Origin of the sequence: Pseudescherichia sp. (assembly GCF_032052675.1) — a bacterium.
Lineage (GTDB): Bacteria > Pseudomonadota > Gammaproteobacteria > Enterobacterales > Enterobacteriaceae > Pseudescherichia.
This window is the reverse complement of record NZ_DAMBWA010000008.1, coordinates 205,184-230,607: the sequence shown is the minus strand read 5'-3', so window position 1 is coordinate 230,607 and position 25,424 is coordinate 205,184. Positions and strand designations below refer to the sequence as shown.

Below are 25,424 nucleotides of genomic sequence, written 5' to 3'. Positions count from 1 at the left end.
CTGCCTGTCACGCAGGGGGTCGCGGGTTCGAGTCCCGTCCGTTCCGCCACTTATTTAAGAAGCCGTATCTCTCACGAGATACGGTTTTTTTTGCTTGCTATTTATAGCGAAACCGCCGACTTCACGGCTGCTGACGCTGTTTCACATACTCGCTAAGAAAATCGACGAAGGCACGGATACGCGTGCTGACGGCTCTGTCGCTGTAGTAAACCGCACTGAACGGCATCTCAACCGGAAGGCGCTTATCCGCCAGTACTTCAACCAGCTCACCGCTGGCAATCTCCTTATCCGTCATATAGTCAGACAGACAGGCAATACCGTTCCCTGAAAGACAGAGATACTTCAGCGTTTCGCCGCTGTTAGAGGTGATGTCGCTGTTGATTTCATACAATTGTCCATCTTCACAGGCGATCGGCCAGGTATTCAGGGAAACAGGCTCGGTAAAGCCCAGGCAGGTGTGATGTTTGAGATCGTCCACGCTCTGCGGCGTACCGTATTTAGCCAAGTAGGCAGGGGAGGCGATCATCCTGCGGGAGCTTTTAAACAGCGGTCGGGCGCGCAGGCTGGAGTCCGTTAGCGTGCCGACGCGAATAGCAACGTCTACTTTACGCTCGATGAGGTTAATAAAGGTCTCCGATGAGACCAGCGAGAGGGTCACCTCCGGATAACGCTCACGAAACGGCTTAATCATCGGCATGAGAAAATGCAGCACAACCGGCGTGGCTGCATCGATACGCAGCAGGCCGCGTGGCGTTTGCTGATGCTCCATCACCTCGTTTTCTGCCGCCGCCATCTCCTGCAGAATAAGCTGCACGCGACGGAAATAGCGCTCACCCTCTTCGGTCAGGCTTAGATGGCGCGTGGTGCGGTTAAGCAAGCTCACGCCCAGCTTGGTCTCCAGCTTTTTTACCGCCCGGCTGATAGCCGAATTGGCCTGCCCAAGCTGCTCTGCGGCACGGCTAAAGCTTCCGCTCTCTACCACGGCGACAAATATAGCCAGCTCTTCTGATGTTGCCTTCATTTTTGCACCTGTAGCAAAATTTTATCCGCATTTTAACGATTTTTGTTATTTAACCACGCGCCTGTATTGAGTGCCACTCCCTTAGCAAAACATCTGTTTTTACATGCAGCGTTGAAAGTGTGCGCTAAAATCCCTATAACAGAAGGAGTGGCCCTGGTATCCAGGGTAAACAGGTTACAGAGGTAAGAAGCCGAAAGTGCGAAAACATACCCATGCCATGCGCTACATCGCGGGACAGCCCGCCGAGCGGATCCTGCCGCCCGGGTCATTCGCGAGCATTGGCCAGGCATCGCCCCCAGGCGCACCGCTGAGCGAAGAAGAGAATATTCGCGTCCTGGTGTGGAACATTTTCAAACAGCAGCGTGCTGAGTGGCAGTCGGTACTGCAGAACTTTGGTAAAGATGCCCACCTCGTGCTGCTGCAGGAGGCACAAACCACGCCTGAGCTTATCCGCTTTGCTACCACAAACTATCTGGCGGCGGATCAGGTGCCGGCCTTTGTGCTGCCTCAGCACCCCTCAGGCGTCATGACGCTGGCATCTGCCCATCCGGTCTACTGCTGCCCGCTGCGCGAACGTGAGCCGATCCTGCGGCTGGCGAAGTCCGCCCTGGTGACGGTCTATCCTTTGCCTGACGGACGGCTGCTGATGGTCGTCAACGTCCATGCGGTTAACTTCAGCCTGGGGGTTGATGTCTACAGCAAGCAGCTGCTGCCTATCGGGGATCAGATTGCCCAGCATAACGGCCCGGTGATCATGGCCGGTGATTTTAATGCCTGGAGCCGCCCGCGCATGAACGCGCTTTATCGCTTCTCCCGGGAGATGTCCCTGCGTCAGGTACGCTTTACAGATGACAATCGCCGCCGGGCGTTTGGTCGTCCGCTCGATTTTATCTTCTATCGTGGTCTGAACGTGAACGAAGCTTCAGTGCTGGTCACTCGCGCCTCCGATCACAATCCGCTACTCGTTGAATTCAGTCCCGGCAAACCTGATAAATAGTGGTGCGTCAGGTCTGCCGTAGGGCAGGCCTAAACGGGTGCTGCCCTCTTTTTTACTTAACCTAAAAGGACAGCACAATGGCAGCAAAATCCCATCATGATAACGTCGAAGATCAGTTTGGCTCCCAGGCGAGCGCCTACTTAACCAGCGCCGTGCATGCCGCGGGCCGCGATTTAGAGCGGCTGCGCGATCGTCTCCAGCGCTTCCCACAGGCTCAGGTGTTAGACGTCGGCTGTGGCGGAGGACATGCCAGCTTTACCGCCGCTGCTGCGGTAGGGCAGGTGACGGCGTACGATCTCTCCAGCGATATGCTGGGAGTGGTAGCCGCAGCGGCAAAAGAGAAGGGCTTAACGAATATCAGCACCCAGCAGGGCTATGCGGAGCGTTTACCCTTCGCCGATGAGACCTTTGATGTGGTGATTAGCCGCTATTCAGCACACCACTGGCAGGATCTCGGCCAGGCCCTGCGCGAAGTTAAGCGCGTTCTGAAGCCTGGCGGAACGGTATTCCTGATGGATGTGATGTCGCCGGGCGAGCCAGTACGTGATATCTGGTTGCAGACGGTTGAAGCCCTGCGCGATACCTCTCACGTGCGCAACTACTCTAGCGGCCAGTGGCTGGCACAGATTAACGAGGTAGGGCTGACGACCTGTGATTTGGTTACCGATCGTCTGGTGCTGGAGTTCTCCTCCTGGATCGCGCGTATGCGTACGCCAGATGCGCTGAGCAAAGCGATCCGTCTCTATCAGGAGAGCGCATCACAGGCGGTAAAAGCCTACTTTGAGCTGCAGGATGACGGTTCATTTACCAGCGATACGGTATTTATTGAGGCGAAAAAACGCTAATTCACGCAAACAGCAATAAAAAAAGCACCGGGGGAAACGGTGCTTTTTTATATGAAACGGTTCGATGATCAGGAGTCTGGCGTGGCGCTATTCTTCACAAACAGCGTGAGCTGATCGCCCGGCTGCAGGTTATCCGTATCGTCATTCCAGCGCATAACATCCTTAATATTTACGCCGTAATCTTTCGCAATACTGGAGAGCGAATCGCCTTTACGCACGCGGTACTTAACGCTATCGCTGTTGCTGGCAAGACGCTGCGCGCTGCTGCCTGCGCCAACGGTCAGGCTCTGGCCCACCTTCAGGCTTGAACCGCGCAGGCTATTCCATTGCTGGAGATCCTTAGCGCTCACGCCGAGACGTGAAGCAATACCGGACAGCGTATCGCCAGAACGTACCTTATAGCTGCGGCTGGTCAGCGGGGTGTTATCCGCCATCAGCGTCGGCTGTACGGCAGCGATTTCACCCGAGGCCAGGGATTCACGCAGCTGGTCGGCGTGCTTCTGCGGCACCATCACATACTGCGGTCCACCGGAGCCCAGCGTCGAGCCCTTAACGCCAGCGTTAAAGGTCTTCAGCTTGCTGACCGGCATGCCAGCCATATCCGCCAGCTGGCTCATGCCAACCGGACTGTTCAGCCGGACGCGAGCCAGCGCGCGGCTATCGTCAGGCGTAGGCAGACGGACACCGTAGCGCTTGCTGTTCTTGAGAATATCGCTCAAGGCCAGCATTTTTGGCACGTAAATTTTCGTTTCCTGAGGCAGTGAGAGCGACCAGAAATCGGTAGGTTTCCCGCGCGATTTATTCGCTTTCATTGCCTTCATGACACGCCCTTCGCCGCTGTTATAGGCAGCCACCGTCAACAGCCAGTCGCCGTCAAACATGCGGTTAAGACGCTGCATCATGTCGAGTGCGGCGGTGGTAGATGCCACAACGTCACGACGCGCATCGTAAGTGCGAGTCTGTTTCAAACCGTAGTTGCGCCCCGTACTCGGAATGATCTGCCAAATACCTGCGGCATTGGCGCCAGACGTCGCGTGCGGGTTAAAAGCGCTCTCCACTATGGGTAGTAGTACCAGTTCCATAGGCATGTTACGTTTCTTAACTTGCCCTGCTATCCAGTACATATACGGCTCTGCCCGTAAAGTTACATCGTGGAGATAGCTCTTGTTGCTTAAATACTTCTGTTTCTGTTCGCGAATCCGGTCGTTTTCCGGAATTCCCATCTTTAGCTCGTCGCCAATGAAAGCCCACAAGTCCTGATCCTGCGCGAGGGATGTTCCATCGTCCATCCACCGCGCCTGACTTGTAAACTTCCCTGCTTCCCCTTGACTAGCTGCAGAAAGGCTCTGTGCGTGCTGTTGTACGTTGCCGTCGTGGTTAGACGCCTGGCAACCCACAAGCAGGACAGAGGCGAGTAAGATCGCTTGTGCCTTCATGTGTGTGAGTCAATAGTTGCTTAAAAGACGAGCAATCATAACGGCGAAGGATCCAGATGACAAGTATGAAATTTCAGAATGTGTCTTTCTTTGACCTCAACCATGCAAAACGCGTATTAGGCTGTTGCAATTTTGTTTCTTTATCTATAACTCTAATTAAATCAGGATCTTCAGTACGTAAAAAAACATTAATACGCCGCTCATTTTCCAGCGTTACGGGTAGCGTTGTTTGATTTTTTGTGCGTAACTGCTTCACTTTATTAAGATAATCCTCAATAGACGCATCACCAGGCAGAATATGTTGGGCAAACTTCATATTTGCTAATGTATATTCATGTGCGCAACATATAACCGTTTCGCCGGGAAGGGCGTTAATTTTCTGAAAAGATTGATACATCTGATCTGCTGTTCCTTCGAACAGTCGGCCGCAACCGCCTGAAAACAGCGTGTCGCCGCAAAAAAGGTAAGGAATTGTATAGTAAGATACATGACCCAGCGTATGACCCGGCGTGGCAAAAACAGAAAATTCGTAGCCCAAAAGAATGAGCTTATCCCCCTCAACTACGCATTTCGTTGCCCCTTTATCTTGTGTCTCTTCCGGCCCATATACCACTACGTCCGGGAACCGCTGACGGAGTTCTTTCACACCGCCAACGTGATCGTGATGGTGGTGAGTAAGGAGGATCGCCTGCGGTTGCCACTGGTTATCTTCGATAGCACTCAGCACCGGAGCCGCTTCGCCCGGATCGACAATCACACAGTGACCTTCGTCATTGCTTAACACCCAGATGTAGTTATCCTGAAATGCGGGAATACTGTTAAGATTCATATAATACCTCTCAAAGCGTAGCGGAAGGTTGTGATGAAACCGGCAAGGACACCTCGAACGTTCTCAGCACCCGCCCACTGGGCTGAGTTTTCCCGTGGCGAATACTACCGCGAGGCGCTGGAGCAGCAGCTTAAGCCCTGGTTCGCAAAGATTTACGGATTTCACCTGCTTAAGATTGGCAATCTCAGCGCGGAAATCAATGCCGAAAGCTGCGCTATCTCGCATCAGGTTAACGTCTCGCTGCAGGGCGAGCCTGCACAGGTCAGAGCCGATCCGCTGCATCTTCCTTTTGAGAATAAATCCGTCGACGCCTGCCTGCTGGCCCATACGCTGAGCTGGTGCCCGGATCCGCACCGTCTGTTAAATGAAGCCGATCGCGTGTTGATTGATGATGGCTGGTTGATACTGAGCGGGTTTAATCCTGTCAGCCTGCTGGGGCTCCGCAAGGCGCTGCCCATCAAGCGTCAGTCAGCGGTCTACCGCAGCAGGATGTTTACGATGATGCGCCAGCTCGACTGGCTGTCGCTGCTCAACTTCGAGGTGGTGCACCATAGCGGTTTTCAGGTGCTGCCGTGGACCCGACAGGGCGGAAAGGTGCTCACTACCCATCTGCCCGCGCTGGGCTGTATGCAGCTTATCGTTGCCCGTAAGCGAACCATCCCTCTGACGCTTAACCCGATGAAGCAGAGCAAAGCAAAAGCACGCGTGCCTCAGGCGGTTGGCGCAACGCGCCAGTACCGCAAACCCTAATTAGCTCTCGGGCTGATAGCCTACGTCTTCCTGGGTTGGATTCATCGCTGCACTGCGGGCCAGCTCGTCGCAGCGTTCGTTTTCCGGATGGCCCGCGTGGCCTTTAACCCACTCCCAGCGGATCTGATGCTGACTGAGTGCCGCATCCAGTCGCTTCCAGAGATCGACATTCTTTACCGGTTTCTTATCGGCCGTTTTCCAGCCGCGCTTTTTCCAGTTGTGGATCCACTGGGTGATCCCCTGACGGACGTACTGGCTATCGGTGCTTAACACCACTTCGCAGTGCTCTTTCAGCGCCTCAAGAGAGACGATAGCCGCCATGAGCTCCATGCGGTTGTTGGTCGTAAGGCGATACCCTTCGCTGAAGGTTCTTTCATGCTGGCGATAGCGTAAAATAGCACCGTAGCCGCCAGGCCCTGGGTTACCTAAGCAAGATCCATCGGTGAAAATTTCTACCTGTTTGAGCATCTCTGGTAGACTTCCTGTAGTTGAAATCGACGTAAAACGACAAGTCTGACATAAATGACCGCTATGAGCACTGCAATTACACGACAGATCGTCCTTGATACAGAAACCACCGGTATGAACCAGATCGGTGCCCACTATGAAGGACATAAGATTATTGAAATCGGCGCGGTGGAGGTGATTAACCGTCGCCTGACCGGCAATAACTTCCACGTCTACCTCAAGCCGGATCGGCTGGTGGATCCGGAAGCCTTTGGCGTGCACGGGATTGCAGATGAGTTTTTGCTGGATAAGCCGCTGTTTAGCGACGTTGCCGATGAGTTTATCGACTATATTCGTGGCGCTGAGCTGGTGATCCATAACGCATCGTTTGATATCGGCTTTATGGACTATGAGTTCAGCAAGCTGAACCGGGGCATTCCTAAAACGGACACCTTCTGTAAGGTGACCGATAGCCTGGCGATGGCAAGGAAGATGTTCCCCGGCAAGCGCAACAGCCTGGATGCCCTCTGCTCACGCTATGAGATAGATAACAGCAAGCGAACGCTGCACGGGGCACTGCTCGATGCCCAGATCCTTGCCGACGTCTTCTTAATGATGACGGGCGGGCAGACGTCAATGGCGTTCTCCGTTGAGGGTGAAAACCAGCAGGCACAGGGCGAAGCGACTATTCAGCGCGTTGCTCGCCGAGCAAATGCACTACGTGTGGTATTAGCCAGCGATGAAGAGGTGATGGCCCATGAATCGCGTCTCGATCTGGTACAGAAGAAGGGTGGATCCTGCCTGTGGCGGGCCTGAAACGCCTTGTTTTGTCGATAAAAACAGCGCGCGGGCGATTTTTGCAGCAAACGCTTCAAAAGCAGTGAAAAAGCATTGACGGCGTGCGAGGCAATACGTAATATTCGCCTCGTTCCCAAGGGAACACAACGCGGAGCGGTAGTTCAGTCGGTTAGAATACCTGCCTGTCACGCAGGGGGTCGCGGGTTCGAGTCCCGTCCGTTCCGCCACTATTCAGAAGGCCTGAGTCAGCAATGATTCAGGCCTTCGTCGTTTTTGCCCTTCAAACGGGCAGCTGCGCCCCCGTTATGTATTAAGGCTAATCCAACGTAAAGGCATCAGCATCCTGCCAGGCCGGGAACTTTTCACGATAATCTTTCAGCGCGGCCAGCGACAGCTCGGCATCAATGCGTGTGGCCTGATGCGGCTCGGCGGTCGCGAGGATCTCACCCTGCGGGCTAACGATGCGACTGTCGCCGCGGTAGTGGTGTCCGTTACCGTCGGTACCGACACGGTTACAGCCTGCAACGTAGGCCTGATTCTCAATGGCGCGCGCTACCAGCAGGGCCTGCCAGTGCAGCGAGCGCGGCGCAGGCCAGTTAGCCACGTACAGGGCCAGGTCGTAGTCGTTGCGGTTGCGCGACCAGACCGGGAAGCGCAGGTCATAGCAGACCAGGGGGAGAATGCGCCAGCCGCGCCACTCAAAGACCACGCGCTCGGTACCGGCCTCATAGTGGTGATGTTCGTCGGCCATGCGAAACAGGTGACGCTTATCATAGCTATGCACCTTGCCCTCCGGCTCAACCAGCAGGAAGCGGTTTACCGGCCCGCGTTCGCTCTGTAGCGCTGCGCTACCGGCAACCAGGGCATTCGTCTGCTGCGCTTTGGCCTGCATCCATGCAATCACCTCACTCTGCGGCAGCGACTGCTGCGCGGCCTGCATAGCAAAACCCGTCGTGAACATCTCCGGCAGAACGATAACGTCGCGCCCGATAATTGTTTCCAGTTGGCGATCGAAGTGCCGCAGGTTAGCGGGACCATCCATCCACACCAGCGGCTGTTGCAACAGCGTAATTTTAAAACCAGGCACGATGAGTCTCCCCATTTTTGTAGCGTCCGAACACTCTACCACGGCAAAACGCGGTTGTGTGGCAATAAAAAACCCTGCCCGAGGGCAGGGTCGGTTGCGGCACAGATAACGTTACGCGGCTTCGATTTTACGCACTTTTTCCGGCAGCAGGGGAAGCAGGGGCTTAACCGGCTGAGTAGCCAGCGCGTCTGCCTCGAAATCATCCACGTTGATACTGCGCAGGCGGCTCTCTTCAGCTTTGGTCAGGATCCGCGCTTCGTCATAGTCGATAATCCCCTTAGCCAGCGCGTCGCTGGCCAACGCGTCGAGACGGGTGAACGGCAGGTTCTTACCGAGCTCTTTACAGATGCGCTGGTGGATTGGATCTGCAGCCATCACGTCCAGCAGGGCGTCTTCCAGCAGGCCGACCGGGTTATGCTCGCTGGCCGTCAGGTACTGACCGCGGCCAATGCGGGAGCGGGTGGCACACGGCGTTTGCAGGATCTTCGCCACAGCATGGTCCAGCTTGTCCGACGGGGCAAGATAGTGACGCCCGGTAGGGAAGATGGTCGCGCGGAGCAGGGCGGCAACGCCACGGTTCGGGAAGTTCGCCAGCAGGTCGTCCATCGCCTGCTCTGCTTTATAGATCGCATCCTGCACGCCCCAGTGAACCAGCGGCAGATCGGCTTCATGGCGGCCTTCATCGTCGTAGCGTTTCAGCGTCGCGCTGGCGAGGAAGATCTGGCTCAGAATATCCCCCAGACGCGCCGAGATACGCTCGCGACGTTTCAGGCTACCGCCCAGCACCGCCATTGAGACATCCGACAGCATCGCCAGGTTAGCGCTCAGACGGTTAAGGTGCTGATAGTAGCGGCGGGTCGCATCCCCGGTTGGCGTGCTGCTGGTCAGGCCGCGAGTCAGGCCAAGCCAGAAGCTGCGCACCGTGTTGCTGCCCACGTGGCCGATGTGCTTAAACAGCAGCTTATCGAAGGCGTTAAGATCGTTGCTCTGGGCAGCCGCCATCTCATCCAGTACATAAGGATGGCAGCGGATTGCCCCCTGGCCGAAGATCATCATACTGCGGGTAAGGATGTTGGCCCCTTCCACGGTAATCGCGATTGGCGCGCCCTGGTAGACGCGAGCAAGGAAGTTGCTCTCGCCGAGCATAATGCCTTTGCCGCCGGCGATATCCATAGCATCAATAATCGACTGCTGCCCGCGGTGGGTGCAGTGATATTTGACGATAGCGGAGAGCACCGCCGGTTTTTCACCGAGCACAATAGCGTAGGTGATCAGCGACGCAGCGGCATCCATCACGTAGGCGTTACCGGCAATGCGCGCCAGCGGCTCTTCGATCCCCTCCATCTTGCCGATGGCGATGCGGAACTGGCGACGAATGTGCGCGTAGGCGCCGATACCCATCGCCGCAGACTTCAGGCCACCGGTAGAGTTGGATGGCAGGGTAATGCCGCGGCCTACCGACAGGCACTCCACCAGCATCCGCCAGCCCTGACCGGCCATTTTTGGTCCACCGATGATGTAGTCAATCGGCACAAAGATATCCTGACCGCGGGTCGGTCCGTTCTGGAATGGAACGTTAAGCGGGAAGTGGCGACGGCCAATCTCCACGCCGGGGGTGCTGGTGGGGATCAATGCACAGGTAATGCCCAGCTCTTCGTCGCCGCCCAGCAGTTTTTCCGGGTCGGAGAGTTTAAACGCGAGGCCCAGCACGGTAGCGATGGGCGCCAGCGTAATATAGCGTTTGTTCCAGGTCAGGCGCATACCGAGCACCTGCTCGCCCTGCCACTCGCCCATGCACACCACGCCGGTGTCCGGGATAGCACCGGCATCGGAACCCGCTTCCGGGCTGGTCAGGGCAAAGCAGGGGATCTCGTCCCCACGGGCAAGACGCGGCAGATAGTGATTTTTCTGCTCTTCGGTACCGTAGTGTTGCAGCAGTTCGCCCGGGCCTAAGGAGTTAGGCACCCCGACGGTGATAGCCAGAATACCGGAGACGCCGGAGAGCTTCTGCAGTACGCGGGACTGGGCATAGGCGGAGAACTCAAGGCCGCCGTACTCTTTTTTGATGATCATCGCAAAGAAGCGGTGCTCTTTCAGGTACGCCCACAGTTCAGGAGGCAGGTCGGCCATCTCATGGGTGATCTGAAAATCATTCGCCATGCGGCAGGCCTCTTCCACCGGCCCGTCAATAAACGCCTGCTCTTCGGCAGTCAGGCGCGGCTGCGGATAGTTATGCAGCTTTTTCCAGTCTGGATTGCCGCGAAACAGATCGCCTTCCCACCAGGTCGTCCCGGCGTCAATGGCCTCTTTCTCGGTGCGCGACATCGGCGGCATCACCTTGCGGAAACCGCGAAACACCGGGGCGGAGATCATAGATTTACGCATCGCGGGCAAATTGAACGGCACCAGGATAATAGCGAGCGGCACCAGCACCCAGATGGACCACAGGCCGGAAACGCCAAGCGCGGCGGTCCAGGCCAGTAAAATCAGGCTACTTAAAAACAGGCTGACGCGGTGGTAGAACAGCGCGCCAATCAGTACGACTGTTGCGATAAGACTCAAAATCATCATAAACAATTGCTCCCTGGCTTGTAGGAGGTCTGACCACTTTAGATGATATTGTTGTAGTGGATGCCACTATATTTAGCAATGTGTTTACAAAGTAATTACAACCTGGTTCACATTGTTGAAGGTGATGAGGGCACGGATACCTAAAACGCCCGGTGATAAGTATGGCTTTAGCTTCTCGCGTGTGGTGCTATCCGGTAAACTGCGCAGGTAAAATTTATCTATTCTGAAGGACATCTTATGTACCAGGATCTGATTCGTAACGAACTGAATGAAGCGGCGGAGACGCTGGCTAACTTTCTGCAGGATGACGCCAATATTCACGCTATCCAGCGCGCCGCGGTGCTGCTGGCCGACAGCTTCAAAGCCGGTGGTAAAGTGCTCTCCTGCGGCAACGGCGGTTCACACTGTGATGCGATGCACTTTGCGGAAGAGCTGACCGGTCGCTACCGCGAGAATCGTCCGGGCTACCCGGCTATCGCTATCTCTGACGTCAGCCACATCTCCTGCGTCGGTAACGATTTTGGCTACGACTACATCTTCTCCCGCTATGTAGAAGCAGTAGGCCGCGAGGGTGACGTGCTGCTGGGCATCTCTACCTCTGGTAACTCTGGCAACGTGATCAAAGCGATCGACGCTGCGCGCGCCAAAGGCATGAAGGTGATTACCCTGACCGGCAAAGACGGCGGCAAAATGGCCGGCAGCGCCGACATTGAGATCCGCGTTCCGCACTTTGGCTACGCCGACCGCATTCAGGAAATTCATATCAAAGTGATCCACATCTTGATTCAACTGATTGAAAAAGAGATGGTGAAGGCTTAAGACGTCGTACGGGGGCCCGGCCCCCGATGAGCTGTGGAGGTGTTGTATGTGCGAACTGCTCGGGATGAGCGCCAATGTGCCTACCGATATTTGCTTTAGTTTTACCGGGCTGGTTCAGCGCGGTGGGGGAACCGGGCCGCACAAAGATGGCTGGGGCATCACCTTTTATGAAGGCAAAGGCTGTCGCACGTTCAAAGATCCGCAGCCCAGCTACAACTCTCCGATAGCGAAACTGGTTCAGGACTACCCGATCAAATCGTGTTCGGTGGTGGCCCATATTCGGCAGGCCAACCGGGGAGAGGTGTCGCTGGAGAATACCCACCCCTTTACTCGCGAGCTATGGGGTCGCAACTGGACCTACGCCCATAACGGCCAGCTGACGGGCTATAAGTCGCTGGAGACCGGTAACTTCCGTCCGGTGGGTGAAACCGACAGCGAGAAAGCGTTTTGCTGGCTGCTGCATAAGCTCACCGCGCGCTATCCGCGCACGCCGGGTAATATGGCGGCGGTATTTAAGTACATTGCGACGCTGGCAGGGGAGCTGCGTGAGAAGGGCGTATTCAATATGCTGCTGTCAGACGGACGCTACGTCATGGCGTTCTGCTCGACCAATCTGTTTTGGATCACCCGCCGAGCGCCGTTTGGCGTGGCCAAGCTGCTGGATCAGGATGTGGAGATCGATTTCCAAAAAGAGACCACGCCGAATGACGTGGTCTCTGTAATTGCTACCCAGCCGCTAACCGGCAATGAAACCTGGCATAAAATTATGCCAGGGGAGTGGGTGCTATTTTGTCTCGGAGAGCGTGTAGTTTGACGCCAGCTGAGGCTGGATCGCGCCGCTGCTGTTAAGCGGCTTGCTCACTACGTAACGACCGTCCACCACCGAAACGACCGGCGGCTGGTGGAGGGTATTGAAGTAGTCATAGCCCGGCTTCAGCTGCTTCCAGAAGTCCGCGTAGAGCGAATACTTATGGCGCGCCATATTGGCATCGGTCATACGGAACGGATAGATGCTTACCTGCACGCTCGGTTGACCAAAGACCAGGGCACCTGTGACGAACTGGAAGATCTCATCAATACCGGAGTCGGTCATGGCGTAGCAGCCCACTGAGACGCACGCCCCGTGGATCATCAGGTATTTTCCTTCATAGCCGTGCGAGCGATCGTAGGCATTAGGAAAACCGATGTTGATCGCCTTATAGAACCGGCTGTCAGGCTTAAGCTGGCTGCGCTGAATGCTATAGAACCCTTCCGGGCTTTTGAAATCGCCCTGGCGCTGTTTCGGACCGAGGCCACCGGAGTAGTTACAGATCTTATAGCTATCCATCAGCTGGTACTGCTCGCCCATCTTGACGTACAGCTCAAGCGTGCGCTCTTCCTTGAAGATCTGGATATAGACCGGGGAACCCATTAACTGCTGCTTATATTCTTTACTAACGGGCGTTGTTGAGCTGTTGCTGCTGAGCAGGCCGGCAAACGAGACGCACGGTATTGTAAGCATCGCAATGAATAATGCGATTATGCGCATACTACTTGTTCCTTGATAAAGCGGTTACCACATTGCCAGGACGGCAAAAGAGATCCGAAATCAGACTAATCTGTATTAGGAGCGCTCACATTATCACCCCCGTATTTTTTCGCAAGCCCGCCAGGCGGAGTTTACAAATTGTTTTGCTCAGACCCCATCATACCGCTATTCAAGACCGTTGGCTAAGCTTGTGCATACGCGGTGCTTCTCATTTTATCTGCAAAAGCTGTATACTTATCCAGTGAGGGCAGAGACTTCCCAGGCAAAATAAGCAGATGCGAAAAATAATACATGTTGATATGGACTGCTTTTTCGCAGCGGTTGAGATGCGCGACAATCCCGCCCTGCGAGATATCCCTATCGCCATCGGCGGAAGCCGCGAGCGCCGGGGCGTCATCAGCACCGCCAACTACCCGGCGCGCAAGTTTGGCGTACGCAGCGCCATGCCTACCGGAATGGCGCTCAAGCTCTGCCCGCACCTCACTCTGCTGCCGGGGCGCTTTGACGCCTATAAAGAGGCCTCGCGCCATATTCAGGCGATCTTCTCCCGCTACACGTCGCGCATTGAACCGCTCTCGCTGGATGAAGCCTTTCTCGATGTGACCGACAGCGTGCACTGCCACGGCTCGGCTACCCTGATGGCCCAGGAGATCCGCCAGAGCATCTTTAACGAGCTGCAGCTCACCGCCTCGGCGGGCGTTGCGCCGGTCAAGTTTCTGGCCAAGATCGCCTCCGACCTGAACAAGCCCAACGGGCAGTACGTCATTACCCCGGATGAGGTGCCTGCCTTTTTGAAGACGCTACCGCTGTCAAAAATTCCGGGCGTCGGTAAAGTCTCGGCCGCAAAGCTGGAGACGCTCGGCCTGCGCACCTGCGAGGACGTGCAGAAGAGCGACCTCGCCATGCTCCTCAAGCGCTTCGGTAAGTTTGGCCGCGTGCTCTGGGAGCGCAGTCAGGGGATCGACGAGCGGGAGATCACCGGCGAGCGGCTGCGCAAGTCGGTGGGCGTAGAGCGTACGCTGGCAGAGGACATCCACGAGTGGGAAGCGTGTGTGGCGATCATCGAGCGCCTCTATCCGGAGCTGGAGCGGCGGCTGACCGCCGTTAAGCCGGATCTGCTGATCGCCCGCCAGGGAGTGAAGCTTAAGTTTAACGATTTTCAGCAAACCACCCAGGAACATGTCTGGCCGCAGCTGAATAAAGAGGATCTGATCGCCACTGCGCGCAACGTGTGGGAAGAGCGGCGGGGAGAGCGCGGGGTGCGGCTGGTGGGGCTGCATGTGACGCTGCTCGATCCGCAGCTTGAGCGGCAGCTGGTTTTAGGCCTGTAAAAAAGCCCGGTGGCGGCGTCGCCTTACCGGGCCTACATTGTTGAACCGTAGGCCGGGTAAGCGTAGCGCCACCCGGCGTTTGCTCGTTACTTCGCGGGGATCGCCTTCAGCAGTTCGGTCAGCAGGGTCCAGTACTGGCCCACGCTTTCGATGTGTACCTGCTCATCCGGGGAGTGCGGACCGGTGATGGTTGGCCCGATAGAGACCATATCCATATCCGGGTACGGCTTTTTAAACAGGCCGCACTCGAGACCGGCGTGGATCACCTGGATGTTCGGCGTTTTGTCGAACAGACGCTGATAGGTTTCACGTACCAGCTGCATTACCGGGGATTTCGCATCCGGCTGCCAGCCTGGATAGCTGCCTTTTGCCGAGGTCTGCGCGCCTGCCAGCTTGCCTAACGACTCCAGCATGCTAACCACATACTCTTTACCGCTGTCGATCAGGGAGCGGATCAGGCAGATGATCTCTGCGCTGTCATCCTGCATGGTCACTACGCCCACGTTCAGGGAGGTTTCCACTACGCCTTTCGCCACGTCAGAGTTGCGGATCACGCCGTTCGGCGTGGCGTTCAGTAGCTGAACGAACGCATCACGGGAAGCGGTGGTCAGCGCAGCTTTATCAGAGGCAACGCTCTCCAGCTGTACGGTCAGGTTCTTCTCTTTAATTGCCAGCTCGTTGGTCAGGATAGCCTGGTACGCATCCGCCAGCGCCTTCAGCTGTTCAGCTTTATCTGCGGCAACGGCCACGGTGGCGAAAGCTTCACGCGGAATGGCGTTACGCAGCGTGCCGCCGTTGAAGTCCAGCAGGCGCAGATCCAGCTCGGCAGCATGGTCGGCGAGGAAACGTGCCAGCAGCTTGTTGGCGTTGCCAAGACCGAGATGGATATCACCGCCGGAGTGGCCACCTTTCAGGCCCTTCAGCGTCACGCGGAACGTCTCAAAGCCAGCGGGAACCGCTTCGCGAGAGAGGGCCAGGGTAGAGATAAAGTCGATGCCACCGGCGCAGCCCATGTAGATCTCACCCTCTTCTTCAGAGTCGGTGTTGATCAGGATATCCGCCTGTAACCAGCCAGCCTGCAGACCAAACGCGCCGTCCATACCGGCCTCTTCGGTCATGGTCAGCAGCACTTCCAGCGGGCCGTGGGCCACGGTGTCGTCTGCCAGCACTGCCAGCGCAGAGGCCATGCCGATACCGTTATCCGCGCCCAGGGTCGTGCCACGGGCTTTTACCCACTCGCCGTCAACGTAGGGCTGAATCGGGTCGACGGTGAAGTCGTGCACGGTGTCGTGGTTTTTCTGCGGCACCATATCCAGGTGCGCCTGTAGCACCACCGGCTTGCGGTTTTCCATACCGGCGGTGGCAGGCTTACGGATCAGGATGTTGCCGACCTGGTCGCGCTCGGCGTGAAAGCCTTTCTCTTTCGCCCAGCCCATAACGTGTTCAGCAAGCTGTTCTTCATGGTAGGAGGGGTGCGGAATAGAGCAGATCTTAGCAAAAATATCCCACAGCGGCTGGGGGGATAGTTGAGACAGTTCAGACATAATGATTCTCCATGTCAATGGCCTGCAAGACAGAGGGGCAGGGCACAGGATTAGCGATAACAGAGCATCACGCGCGTTGCGGGTGAGATAGAGGGAGAATACCACTTTATTGCCTGTCTGAGTGTGACACATGTAAAAAGCGCAGGGCGGGCCGCGTAACACTGGTTTTTAGTGCGTCAGATCTCTATAATCTCGCGCAACCCATTTTCCCCTGAACACATTTAAGCCGCTTTACAATAGGCTGGGACACTTCACATGAGCGAAAAATACGTCGTCACCTGGGACATGTTGCAAATTCACGCCCGCAAGCTGGCCGCGCGCCTGCTGCCGTCAGAACAGTGGAAAGGCATCATTGCCGTTAGCCGTGGTGGTTTAGTTCCTGCAGCCCTGCTGGCCCGTGAGCTGGGTATTCGCCATGTAGATACCGTTTGCATCTCCAGCTATGACCACGACAACCAGCGCGAGCTGAAAGTGCTGAAACGTGCCGAAGGCGACGGTGAAGGCTTTATCGTCATCGACGATCTGGTCGATACCGGCGGTACCGCAGTCGCTATCCGTGAGATGTACCCAAAAGCCCACTTCGTGACCGTTTTCGCCAAGCCGGCTGGCCGCCCGCTGGTTGATGACTACGTGATCGATATCCCGCAGGATACCTGGATTGAGCAGCCGTGGGATATGGGTGTGGTCTTCGTACCGCCAATCTCTGGCCGCTAAGCTGCTTTTTTCTAAACTTTACGCCCGGTTATGCCGGGCGTTCTGTTATTTAGCGCCCGGCAGGTTACAATAGATGAAGTGACGTAATCATGGAGGCTGCGCGCAATGTCCCAGGCTAACCTCAGCGAAACCCTGTTCAAACCCCGATTCAAACATCCAGAAACCTCGACGCTGGTGCGCCGTTTTCAGCGGGGCAACCCTCCGGCTATGGACTCGGCGCTGGACGGAGCCAGCGTTCCGCACTGGTACCGCTTGATCAACCGTCTGCTATGGGTCTGGCGCGGGGTCGATCCGCGTGAAATTCTCGACGTGCAGGCGCGCATCGTTATGAGCCAGGCCGAACGTACCGACAGCGATCTCTATGACACGGTGGTGGGCTATCGCGGCGGCAACTGGATCTACGAGTGGGCTACCCAGGCGATGAAGTGGCAGCAGAAGGCCAGCCAGACCCAGGATGATGCCCTCAGCGGCCGCCAGTGGCTTCACGCCTCTAACCTCTACAGCATTGCGGCTTATCCGCATTTAAAAGGCGACGACCTGGCCGAGCAGGCGCAGGCCCTGGCCAATCGTGCCTATGAAGAGGCCGCTCGTCGTCTGCCCGGCAAGCTGCGCGAGCTGGAGTTCGCTATTCCCGGTGGTTCGCCGCTGGTGGGCTTTTTACACATGCCGAAAGGCGACGGCCCCTTCCCGACGGTGCTGGTGTGCGGCGGTCTTGATAGTCTTCAGAGCGACTACTACAACCTGTTTGAGCGCTACTTTGCGCCGAACGGCATCGCGATGTTGACCCTTGATATGCCGTCGATTGGATTCTCGTCGAAGTGGAAGCTAACCCAGGACTCCAGCATGCTGCACCAGCACGTGCTGAAAGCGCTGCCGGACATTCCGTGGATCGATCACACCCGGGTAGCTGCCTTTGGTTTCCGCTTTGGGGCGAACGTTGCCGTACGGCTGGCGTACCTTGAATCACCGCGCCTGAAAGCGGTGGCCTGCCTCGGGCCGGTGGTGCACTCGTTGTTAACCGACTCTCAGCGCCTAAGCGGCGTGCCGGAGATGTATCTCGACGTGCTGGCCAGCTGTCTTGGGATGCATGACGCCTCGGACGAGGCGCTGCGCGTGGAGCTGAACCGCTATTCGTTAAAAACGCAGGGGCTGCTGGGACGCCGCTGTCCAACGCCGATGCTCTCCGGCTTCTGGAAAAACGATCCCTTTAGCCCGGAAGAGGAGTCCCGGCTCATTGCCTCCTCTTCTGCTGACGGCAAGCTGCTGGAGATCCCCTTTAAGCCGGTTTACCGCAATTTTGATAAGTCACTGCAGGAAATTACTGCCTGGATGAAGTATAGATTGCGTTAATGCGTTACTTAATTCCATTGATTTGGTAAAACAGTTGCATCACAAAAGGAGATCGCAATGACGTTACCGAGTGGACACCCGAAAAGCAGACTGATCAAGAAGTTTATGGCGCTTGGCCCTTACATCCGCGAGGAGCAGTGTGAAGGGAACCGTTTCTTTTTTGACTGCCTTGCCGTATGCGTCAACGTAAAACCTGCCCCTGAGAAGCGTGAGTTTTGGGGTTGGTGGATGATAATGGAAGCCCAGGAGCAACGCTTCACCTATACCTACCAGTTTGGCCTGTTTAATAAAGAGGGCCACTGGGAGCCGGTTGCTATTAAAGATGCGGAAGTCACCGATCGTCTTGAGCAGACGCTGCGGACTTTCCACGAGCGCGCACGCGAGCTGCTGGCGTCGCTGGAATTAAAGCTGGAGCCTGCCGACGACTTTAAAAATGAGCCGGTCAAACTCAGCGCCTGATTAATCGGACGCCATAAATAAAAAAGGCCCTTCACCGACATGAAGGGCCTTTTTATTAGGCAGAATTAGAACTGGTAGGTTACGCCAAGGGCAACCACATCGTCGTTGGTGGTAACCAGGCGGTTATCGTCGTCAATCTGGTTGATTTTATAATCAACAAAGGCGGACATGTTTTTGTTGAAATAGTAGGTTGCGCCTACGTCGATATAGTTGACCAGATCTTCATCGCCGAAGCCCTCAATATCTTTGCCTTTGGTCAGGACGTAGCCCACGGATGGACGCAGACCGAAGTCGAACTGGTACTGGAGCACGGCTTCGAAGTTATCCGCCTTGTTAGCAAAGCCAGCCGAGGACGAAATCGGGGTCATATTATAAGAGACGCCGTAGAACGCGGCAGCGTAGACGTTGTTGGCGTCATATTTCGCGCCAGCAGCCCAGGCTTCCGCATTCGCGCCACGACCCAGAGCCATCCGGTTCTGCGCATCGGTGCGGTCAGAGTTAGCGTAGGCGCCAACGATAGAGAAGTCACTGCCGCCAAAGTCATAGGCCAGAGAGGTACCGAAGCCGTCACCGTTCTGTTTCACCACGCTGCTGCGGCCGTTTTCATTTTTGCCCTGGTACTGCAGGGTCAGATCCAGACCGTCTACCACGCCGAAGAAGTCGGTATTACGGTAGGTCGCCACGCCGCTGGTGCGTTTGGTCATAAAGTTGTCGGTACGGGCCAGGCCGTCGCCGCCGAACTCAGGGAACATATCGGTGTAGGCGGCCACGTCATACAGCACGCCCAGGTTACGACCGTAGTCCAGTGAACCAAAATCTTTAATTTTCACCCCGGCAAAGGCCAGACGGGTTTTCTGCCCGGAGGTGCTTTCATCGTTGTTACCGGCAAACTCCGCTTCCCAGCGACCGAAGCCCGTAATCTGATCGTTAATTTGTGTTTCGCCTTTAAAGCCGAAACGAACGTATGTTTTATCGCCGTCGTTGCTGTTGTCATCGCTGAAGTAGTGCATGGCTTTCACTTTGCCGTAAACGTCCAGCTTGTTGCCATTTTTATTAAAAACTTCTGCGGACTGTACCGATGCGGAAGCAGCCAGACCCATTACCACTAATGCCAGAGTACTCTTTTTCATTTTGATTCCCGATTTAAACAAAAGACGCTCTAATATTCGCCAGGCTTATACCTGCTGAAAACAGAGAGGGTTTTAACGTTCGGAAATGAAAGATTTATGACAATCTCGGAATAATTTTAAAAATCCGTGTTTATTTATTTCTGCAATAAAACTGTAAAAATCTGCTGCCAGGATTGCCGATCCGCGCAGCGATCTCTCACCCTTTTGACCGAGGTTATTGGCAAGCGGCTTCACTCCTGTTACAACGTCAGACTGACATCACATTTCCTTATTCGTAAAACGGCAGAGAATCATGAGTGACACCCAGACGCTGGTGGTAAAACTCGGCACCAGCGTGTTAACGGGCGGATCGCGCCGCCTGAACCGCGCCCATATTGTGGAACTGGTACGCCAGTGCGCGCAGCTCCATGCCGCAGGGCATCGTATTGTTATTGTCACCTCCGGAGCGATTGCCGCCGGACGCGAGCATTTGGGCTACCCTGAGCTGCCCGCCACTATCGCCTCCAAGCAGCTGCTGGCGGCGGTAGGACAGAGTCGACTGATCCAGCTCTGGGAGCAGCTCTTCTCCATCTACGGCATCCACGTCGGCCAGATGCTGTTAACGCGTGCCGATATGGAAGATCGAGAGCGCTTCCTCAACGCCCGCGATACTCTGCGCGCGCTGCTGGATAACAGCATCGTGCCGGTGATCAACGAGAACGACGCCGTCGCTACCGCCGAGATCAAAGTCGGCGATAACGATAACCTCTCTGCGCTGGCCGCCATCCTCGGCGGAGCGGATAAGCTGCTGCTGCTCACCGACCAGCAGGGCCTCTACACCGCCGATCCGCGCAATAACCCGGATGCCGAGCTGATCGCCGATGTTCACGGCATTGATGATGCGCTGCGTGCCATCGCCGGCGACAGCGTATCCGGCCTCGGTACCGGCGGCATGGGCACGAAACTACAGGCCGCTGATGTCGCCTGCCGGGCGGGTATCGAGACCATTATCGCCGCAGGCAGCAGGCCAGGGGTCATCGGCGACGCGCTGAACGGCGTGCCGGTAGGGACGCGCTTCCACGCCCAGACCTCGCCGCTGGAGAGCCGCAAGCGCTGGATCTTCGGTGCACCGCCTGCGGGCGAGCTGACCGTGGATGAAGGGGCAACGATGGCGATCCTCGAAAAAGGCAGCTCGCTGCTGCCAAAAGGGATCAAAAGCGTGACAGGCAACTTCTCCCGTGGTGAAGTGATCCGTATCCGTAACCTGGAAGGACGGGACATCGCTCACGGCGTCTCCCGCTACAACAGCGACGCGCTGCGACGCATCGCTGGACAGCACTCACAACAGATCGACACCATTCTCGGCTACGAGTATGGCCCGGTTGCCGTCCATCGCGACGACATGATCACCCGTTAAGGAGCAGACGTATGCTTGAACAGATGGGCATCGCTGCGAAAGCAGCTTCGTATAAGCTGGCGCAGCTCTCCAGCCGAGAAAAAAACCGCGTTCTGGAGAAGATCGCCGACTACCTGGAAGCCCAGGCGCATGACATTATTCAGGCCAACGATCAGGATGTGCTTGAAGCCCGGCGTAACGGCCTGAGCGAAGCGATGCTTGATCGCCTGGCGCTCAACCCGGAGCGCCTGAAGAGCATCGCCGACGACGTGCGTCAGGTCTGCAAGCTGGCGGATCCGGTCGGCCAGATTATCGACGGCGGGCTGCTCGACAGCGGCCTGCGCATCGAACGCCGCCGGGTTCCTCTCGGCGTGATCGGCGTGATCTACGAAGCGCGGCCTAACGTCACCGTTGACGTCGCCTCCCTCTGCCTGAAGACCGGCAACGCGGCGATCCTGCGCGGCGGCAAAGAGACGTGGCGCACCAACGCCGCCACGGTGAAGGTGATCCAGCAGGCGCTGGAGGAGTGCGGCCTGCCGGCAGGTGCTATCCAGGCGATTGAGAGCCCGGATCGGGCGCTGGTCAACGAGATGCTGCGCATGGATAAGTACATCGACATGCTGATCCCACGCGGTGGAGCAGGGCTGCACAAGCTGTGCCGCGAGCAGTCGACCATTCCGGTGATCACCGGCGGGATCGGTGTATGCCATATCTACGTGGATGACACCGCCGAGATTGAACCCGCGTTGAAGATTATCGTCAACGCCAAGACCCAGCGCCCGAGCACCTGCAACACCGTAGAGACGCTGCTGGTGAACCAGCAGATTGCTGAACGTTTCCTGCCTGCGCTGAGCACCCAGATGGCGCAGAGTGGCGTTACGCTGCACGCCGACGCGGCGGCACTGAAAACGCTGCAAGGTGGCCCGGCGCACGTCGAAGCGGTGAAGCCGGAGCAGTACGACGATGAGTTTTTATCTCTCGATCTTAACGTCAAGCTGGTCGCCTCGCTCGATGAGGCCATCGAGCATATTCGCGAGCACGGCACCCAGCACTCGGATGCGATCCTTACTCGTACCCTCAGCAACGCCAACCGCTTTGTGAACGAGGTGGATTCGTCTGCGGTCTACGTGAACGCCTCCACGCGCTTCACCGACGGCGCACAGTTTGGCCTGGGTGCAGAAGTCGCCGTGAGTACGCAAAAACTGCACGCTCGCGGCCCGATGGGCCTTGAAGCCCTGACCACCTACAAGTGGGTTGGCTTCGGCGACGATACCATTCGTGCCTGATTGTCGTGCCTGATTGTCTGCGGGCGACGCACGCCGTCGCCCGCGCTATCCCTGGCTCTGCTGGCCTGTTCGCTCCTGCGCCGCCGAGTCCAGCGCGGCCATCTGCTCCCGGAGCGCCGTCAGGCTGAGCGGCTTGCCGATCAGGTAGCCCTGGGTTTCATCGCACTCCATCATCATCAGCTTCTGCAGCTGCCCCTCGGTTTCAACCCCCTCTGCCGTAATGCTTAACGAGAAGGCTTTCCCCAGGCCGATAATATTTTTAACGATGGTATTGGCGCTGTCGCTCTCTGGCATATCAGAGATAAAGGATTTATCGAGCTTAATACCATCAAACGGGAAGTTGCGCAGATAGCTTAGAGACGAGTAGCCCGTACCAAAGTCGTCCATCAGCAGCTTCACCCCCAGCTTTTTCAGCGCCAGCATCAGTTCAAGGCTATTTTCAGGGTTCCACAGCGTGGCATTTTCGGTAATTTCGATCTCCAGCCTGGCCGGGTCGAGCTGCGATGCCTGGAGCGCATCCCTGACGCGATCGATCAGACCCCATGACTGGAACTCCACGGCAGAGATATTCACCGAGACGGAGAGGCCGTGCAGGGATTGCTGCGCGTCGTGACAGGCCGTTTTCAGTACCCAGTCGCTGAGGGGGAAAATCAGACCGGTCTCCTCTGCCAGGGAGATAAACTGATCCGGCATCAGCAGGCCGAGCTCCGGATGATCCCAGCGGATCAGCGCCTCTACGGCGATAATACGCGAGGAGTTGTGGCCGTAGCGCGGTTGATAAACCAGGCGGAACTGCTGCTTTTTAAGGGCGTCGCGCAGGCTATTTTCCATTTCGCGCCGCTGCACCACCTGCTCGGCCATCTCAGGGGTATAAAACATCCATCTGTTGCGCCCGGCGTTTTTGGCCTTGTAGAGCGCGATATCTGAGAAGCGCAGCAGCTCTCCTGCATCTACCGCATCCTGCGGAGCCATCGCGATACCGATGCTGGCACCGATAAATATCTCATTGCCGCCGATCATAAAGGGACGTGCCAGCTCGCTGATGATCCGATTGCAGAGAAGTTCGATATCACTGCGGTCCTGGATGTCAGAGATGATCAGGATAAATTCATCCCCACCCTGGCGCGCCACCAGATCGTAGTCACGTACGCAGCTCCGCAGCCTTGTCGACACCTCGTGCAGAACGGCATCGCCTGCGCCGTGGCCAAACAGGTCATTTACCGGCTTAAACTTATCCAGATCGAGGCTCATCATCGCCAGCGGATGCGCCGGCGTAGGCTGCGCCCGCAGCTTGCCCTCAAGGAACTCGCGCATGCGGACCCGGTTAGGCAGCCCGGTCAGCTCATCGTGCCGGGAGAGATACTCTACCCGCGCCTGCGCCTCTACCTCGAGAGTGACATCCGTCGCGGTGCCCCGGTAGCCGACGATCCCTTCCGGCGTAACGACGGGTTTAATGGCGATATGGCAGTAACGCTGGTGGCCCATCGCCGAAAGGTAGCGGCAGTGCAGCAGTCGACGATGGCCTGTCTGGCCGGGCAGCGTGATCCACTCCGCCAGCGACTGATTATCCGCCTCCATAAATGCCGTTACTGGACGTCCCAGCCAGGCCGAGATACTGTGCCCGGTAATGCCCGGAAAACGATCGGAGAGCCAGGTAAAATGCAGGTCAGTATCCGTCTCCCAGATCCAGTCCGTGGTGGCTTCAGCCACGTCGCGAAAGCGGCGCTCGCTGGCGGTAAGGGCGTGGCGACTCTGGGCCAGCAGAAAGGTATTTTCATCATACATACGCGCTTTTTTGAGCACGTTGCGACTCAGAACCACGCTGAGAGCGCCGGTAGAAAGCGCCAGCAGGATCAGCAGCGGCAGGATGTAGTGCATGAGCTCCCGCCCCGGATCTTCACTTTTCCACTCGAAGGTTATCTGATGGCCATCAATGGGCAGCGTCGCTATCCCGCGGCGTCCTGCCAGCGTCGGGGCATCCTTTCGCTGCACGCGCGCCTGCGTAATGCCGTACTCTTCACCCAGCGTGACCAGCTTTTTGTCATCCAGCACGTCGACAAACACCAGAGTAGAGGCCGGGCCGGGGAGGGAGGCGATCCGTGAGTCGTCGCCGGTGGTGATGCGTGCGGCCGCTACCAGCGCCGGATGCCCGGCCTGCATCACTACCGTATTGGCTACCGGCATCGCGTCCGGTTTATCGATCGCCTGAAGCAGTTTTGGGATCGGGTTCTCTCCCAGCCATTCAGTGAGCGATCGGGTAACCAGTTGGCCATTGATGACGCTATACCGGGTCTGGCCGCTACCATCCAGCACAAACACCCCTTCGTAGGTAAAATCACGCCAGAGCGTCGCGCCCATATTCTGGCGGGTATAGGCCCAGTCGGTATCTACGTTAGGGTGAAGATGGCTGTAGGCCTCACCCCACCAGGCATAGTCTTTGATATGCGTGGTAAGCGTCTCTACCCGGTTATGGATCGCCTTATCCAGCAGCATCGCGCTCTGCCTGTCGGCATTCTGATTAATATTCCGCACGATGATCAGCAACGCGACAATGGCGATAACAAACAGCGCGGTCAGGAGCGAGACCATCAGCAGCAGAGCGCGTTTGATAAAGGTTGTGGTACTTTTGTGCTCCAGGTCAGGGCTGGACAGGTCATCGGTGACTGCGAATTTTTGCATTAGTTTATCCACTCTATCCAGTCCATCTGGTATCTGGTCTATCTTATCATCGGCCTGTTTTGGCGGGGCTTGAGTGCGGTCGGGTAACAATCAAGATAGCTGATTTTGAAAGAAAAAGTAGACGGGATAGTCTAATGTTAAAAAAATGTTGCTTGATGTGAGGGGAGACACAACCAGCAGAGGAGGGGGATACGGTGATGACCATGCTTTTTGTGCTGAATTAGCGGGGTTGTGCTGTAAAAAACAACAACTAAACGCAAGGGGAGTTGACGAGGCGGACGCTTTTTCTTAACCTTGCATACCGTAGTCACGCTCGTGACGCGCCCGGATAAGCCGATATAGCTCAGTTGGTAGAGCAGCGCATTCGTAATGCGAAGGTCGTAGGTTCGACTCCTATTATCGGCACCACCTAACCCAATAAAATGTTT

The 25,424-nt window shown here is 56.6% G+C and carries 21 protein-coding genes, 2 tRNA genes and 1 pseudogene; 14 read left to right on the top strand and 10 right to left on the bottom strand.

Annotated features, from left to right (window positions below):
- Positions 1-121: 121 nt before the first annotated feature.
- Positions 122-1,021 (bottom strand): DNA-binding transcriptional regulator YafC, encoded by a 900-nt coding sequence (gene yafC / locus RTX96_RS13115; protein WP_312671314.1) that lies wholly within the window; start codon positions 1,019-1,021, stop codon positions 122-124.
- Between the two features lie 196 nt (positions 1,022-1,217).
- Here yafC and RTX96_RS13110 point away from each other — a divergent pair, with 196 nt between their 5' ends.
- Positions 1,218-2,018 (top strand): endonuclease/exonuclease/phosphatase family protein, encoded by an 801-nt coding sequence (locus RTX96_RS13110; protein WP_103821561.1) that lies wholly within the window; start codon positions 1,218-1,220, stop codon positions 2,016-2,018.
- 77 nt (positions 2,019-2,095) lie between these two features.
- Entirely contained in the window at positions 2,096-2,863 is a 768-nt protein-coding gene (locus RTX96_RS13105; protein WP_312671313.1) for a methyltransferase domain-containing protein, read from the top strand.
- 68 nt (positions 2,864-2,931) lie between these two features.
- Here RTX96_RS13105 and mltD read toward each other — a convergent pair whose 3' ends face one another.
- On the bottom strand, positions 2,932-4,299 hold the full coding sequence (gene mltD / locus RTX96_RS13100) for a murein transglycosylase D (RefSeq protein ID WP_312671312.1): 1,368 nt from the start codon (positions 4,297-4,299) through the stop codon (positions 2,932-2,934).
- Between the two features lie 73 nt (positions 4,300-4,372).
- Positions 4,373-5,128, bottom strand: a complete 756-nt coding sequence (gene gloB, locus RTX96_RS13095; RefSeq protein ID WP_103821564.1) for a hydroxyacylglutathione hydrolase — start codon at positions 5,126-5,128, stop codon at positions 4,373-4,375.
- A 33-nt stretch (positions 5,129-5,161) separates the two neighbouring features.
- Between gloB and RTX96_RS13090 the strand changes: the two genes are divergently transcribed.
- Complete coding sequence (locus RTX96_RS13090) at positions 5,162-5,878, top strand: class I SAM-dependent methyltransferase (protein ID WP_103821565.1); 717 nt, start codon at positions 5,162-5,164, stop codon at positions 5,876-5,878.
- Here RTX96_RS13090 and rnhA read toward each other — a convergent pair.
- Positions 5,879-6,456: pseudogene (gene rnhA, locus RTX96_RS13085) on the bottom strand (ribonuclease HI).
- Here rnhA and dnaQ point away from each other — a divergent pair.
- Positions 6,410-7,141: a DNA polymerase III subunit epsilon gene (gene dnaQ / locus RTX96_RS13080; protein ID WP_181016667.1), complete on the top strand. Its 732-nt coding sequence runs from the start codon at positions 6,410-6,412 to the stop codon at positions 7,139-7,141. The pseudogene rnhA and the gene dnaQ sit on opposite strands and share 47 nt — an antisense overlap.
- 132 nt (positions 7,142-7,273) lie before the next feature.
- Positions 7,274-7,350, top strand: a tRNA-Asp gene (locus RTX96_RS13075).
- Between the two features lie 89 nt (positions 7,351-7,439).
- Here RTX96_RS13075 and RTX96_RS13070 read toward each other — a convergent pair.
- On the bottom strand, positions 7,440-8,210 hold the full coding sequence (locus RTX96_RS13070; protein WP_103821568.1) for an amidohydrolase: 771 nt from the start codon (positions 8,208-8,210) through the stop codon (positions 7,440-7,442).
- A 111-nt stretch (positions 8,211-8,321) separates the two neighbouring features.
- A complete protein-coding gene (gene fadE, locus RTX96_RS13065) occupies positions 8,322-10,781 on the bottom strand; it encodes an acyl-CoA dehydrogenase FadE (protein WP_312671311.1) in 2,460 nt (819 codons plus the stop codon).
- Between the two features lie 237 nt (positions 10,782-11,018).
- Here fadE and lpcA point away from each other — a divergent pair, with 237 nt between their 5' ends.
- Both lpcA and RTX96_RS13055 read left to right on the top strand, forming a co-directional pair.
- On the top strand, positions 11,019-11,600 hold the full coding sequence (gene lpcA, locus RTX96_RS13060) for a D-sedoheptulose 7-phosphate isomerase (RefSeq protein ID WP_042396145.1): 582 nt from the start codon (positions 11,019-11,021) through the stop codon (positions 11,598-11,600).
- A gap of 46 nt (positions 11,601-11,646) precedes the next feature.
- Complete coding sequence (locus tag RTX96_RS13055) at positions 11,647-12,414, top strand: class II glutamine amidotransferase (protein ID WP_103821570.1); 768 nt, start codon at positions 11,647-11,649, stop codon at positions 12,412-12,414.
- Here RTX96_RS13055 and dpaA read toward each other — a convergent pair.
- Positions 12,385-13,128, bottom strand: coding sequence for a peptidoglycan meso-diaminopimelic acid protein amidase (gene dpaA / locus RTX96_RS13050; protein WP_103821571.1), 744 nt, complete (start codon positions 13,126-13,128; stop codon positions 12,385-12,387). The two genes, RTX96_RS13055 and dpaA, sit on opposite strands and share 30 nt — an antisense overlap.
- A 275-nt stretch (positions 13,129-13,403) precedes the next feature.
- Between dpaA and dinB the strand changes: the two genes are divergently transcribed.
- Entirely contained in the window at positions 13,404-14,459 is a 1,056-nt protein-coding gene (gene dinB / locus RTX96_RS13045) for a DNA polymerase IV (protein WP_103821572.1), read from the top strand.
- Between the two features lie 86 nt (positions 14,460-14,545).
- Here dinB and pepD read toward each other — a convergent pair whose 3' ends face one another.
- Positions 14,546-16,003, bottom strand: a complete 1,458-nt coding sequence (gene pepD / locus RTX96_RS13040; protein ID WP_312671310.1) for a cytosol nonspecific dipeptidase — start codon at positions 16,001-16,003, stop codon at positions 14,546-14,548.
- A gap of 255 nt (positions 16,004-16,258) precedes the next feature.
- On the opposite strand from pepD, the gene gpt reads away from it, so the two are divergent.
- The 3 genes from gpt to crl all read left to right on the top strand — a co-directional run bounded on the left by gpt (position 16,259) and on the right by crl (position 18,526).
- Positions 16,259-16,717, top strand: coding sequence for a xanthine phosphoribosyltransferase (gene gpt / locus RTX96_RS13035; protein ID WP_103821574.1), 459 nt, complete (start codon positions 16,259-16,261; stop codon positions 16,715-16,717).
- Positions 16,718-16,822: 105 nt separating this feature from the next.
- Positions 16,823-18,067 (top strand): esterase FrsA, encoded by a 1,245-nt coding sequence (gene frsA, locus RTX96_RS13030; RefSeq protein ID WP_103821575.1) that lies wholly within the window; start codon positions 16,823-16,825, stop codon positions 18,065-18,067.
- A gap of 57 nt (positions 18,068-18,124) precedes the next feature.
- Complete coding sequence (gene crl / locus RTX96_RS13025) at positions 18,125-18,526, top strand: sigma factor-binding protein Crl (protein ID WP_103821576.1); 402 nt, start codon at positions 18,125-18,127, stop codon at positions 18,524-18,526.
- Positions 18,527-18,591: 65 nt separating this feature from the next.
- On the opposite strand, the gene phoE is transcribed toward crl, so the two are convergent.
- A complete protein-coding gene (gene phoE / locus RTX96_RS13020) occupies positions 18,592-19,656 on the bottom strand; it encodes a phosphoporin PhoE (RefSeq protein ID WP_103821577.1) in 1,065 nt (354 codons plus the stop codon).
- Between the two features lie 292 nt (positions 19,657-19,948).
- Here phoE and proB point away from each other — a divergent pair, with 292 nt between their 5' ends.
- Positions 19,949-21,052 (top strand): glutamate 5-kinase, encoded by a 1,104-nt coding sequence (gene proB, locus RTX96_RS13015; RefSeq protein ID WP_103821578.1) that lies wholly within the window; start codon positions 19,949-19,951, stop codon positions 21,050-21,052.
- Positions 21,053-21,063: 11 nt separating this feature from the next.
- The gene (gene proA / locus RTX96_RS13010) at positions 21,064-22,317 is read left to right on the top strand and encodes a glutamate-5-semialdehyde dehydrogenase (protein ID WP_312671309.1); all 1,254 of its coding nucleotides are present in this window, start codon (positions 21,064-21,066) and stop codon (positions 22,315-22,317) included.
- 45 nt (positions 22,318-22,362) lie between these two features.
- Here the strand turns inward: proA and RTX96_RS13005 are convergent, their stop codons facing one another.
- The gene (locus RTX96_RS13005; RefSeq protein ID WP_312671307.1) at positions 22,363-24,996 is read right to left on the bottom strand and encodes an EAL domain-containing protein; all 2,634 of its coding nucleotides are present in this window, start codon (positions 24,994-24,996) and stop codon (positions 22,363-22,365) included.
- A gap of 332 nt (positions 24,997-25,328) precedes the next feature.
- Between RTX96_RS13005 and RTX96_RS13000 the strand changes: the two genes are divergently transcribed.
- Positions 25,329-25,404: transfer RNA gene (locus RTX96_RS13000), tRNA-Thr, on the top strand.
- Positions 25,405-25,424 lie beyond the last annotated feature (20 nt).

Bases quoted from the DNA above. Each gene is read 5' to 3' on its own strand.
- yafC (WP_312671314.1), bottom strand. From the start codon at position 1,021: ATGAAGGCAACATCAGAAGAGCTGGCTATATTTGTCGCCGTGGTAGAG.
- RTX96_RS13105 (WP_312671313.1), top strand. From the start codon at position 2,096: ATGGCAGCAAAATCCCATCATGATAACGTCGAAGATCAGTTTGGCTCC.
- mltD (WP_312671312.1), bottom strand. From the start codon at position 4,299: ATGAAGGCACAAGCGATCTTACTCGCCTCTGTCCTGCTTGTGGGTTGC.
- gloB (WP_103821564.1), bottom strand. From the start codon at position 5,128: ATGAATCTTAACAGTATTCCCGCATTTCAGGATAACTACATCTGGGTG.
- RTX96_RS13090 (WP_103821565.1), top strand. From the start codon at position 5,162: ATGAAACCGGCAAGGACACCTCGAACGTTCTCAGCACCCGCCCACTGG.
- dnaQ (WP_181016667.1), top strand. From the start codon at position 6,410: ATGAGCACTGCAATTACACGACAGATCGTCCTTGATACAGAAACCACC.
- fadE (WP_312671311.1), bottom strand. From the start codon at position 10,781: ATGATGATTTTGAGTCTTATCGCAACAGTCGTACTGATTGGCGCGCTG.
- lpcA (WP_042396145.1), top strand. From the start codon at position 11,019: ATGTACCAGGATCTGATTCGTAACGAACTGAATGAAGCGGCGGAGACG.
- RTX96_RS13055 (WP_103821570.1), top strand. From the start codon at position 11,647: ATGTGCGAACTGCTCGGGATGAGCGCCAATGTGCCTACCGATATTTGC.
- dpaA (WP_103821571.1), bottom strand. From the start codon at position 13,128: ATGCGCATAATCGCATTATTCATTGCGATGCTTACAATACCGTGCGTC.
- dinB (WP_103821572.1), top strand. From the start codon at position 13,404: ATGCGAAAAATAATACATGTTGATATGGACTGCTTTTTCGCAGCGGTT.
- pepD (WP_312671310.1), bottom strand. From the start codon at position 16,003: ATGTCTGAACTGTCTCAACTATCCCCCCAGCCGCTGTGGGATATTTTT.
- gpt (WP_103821574.1), top strand. From the start codon at position 16,259: ATGAGCGAAAAATACGTCGTCACCTGGGACATGTTGCAAATTCACGCC.
- frsA (WP_103821575.1), top strand. From the start codon at position 16,823: ATGTCCCAGGCTAACCTCAGCGAAACCCTGTTCAAACCCCGATTCAAA.
- crl (WP_103821576.1), top strand. From the start codon at position 18,125: ATGACGTTACCGAGTGGACACCCGAAAAGCAGACTGATCAAGAAGTTT.
- phoE (WP_103821577.1), bottom strand. From the start codon at position 19,656: ATGAAAAAGAGTACTCTGGCATTAGTGGTAATGGGTCTGGCTGCTTCC.
- proB (WP_103821578.1), top strand. From the start codon at position 19,949: ATGAGTGACACCCAGACGCTGGTGGTAAAACTCGGCACCAGCGTGTTA.
- proA (WP_312671309.1), top strand. From the start codon at position 21,064: ATGCTTGAACAGATGGGCATCGCTGCGAAAGCAGCTTCGTATAAGCTG.
- RTX96_RS13005 (WP_312671307.1), bottom strand. From the start codon at position 24,996: ATGCAAAAATTCGCAGTCACCGATGACCTGTCCAGCCCTGACCTGGAG.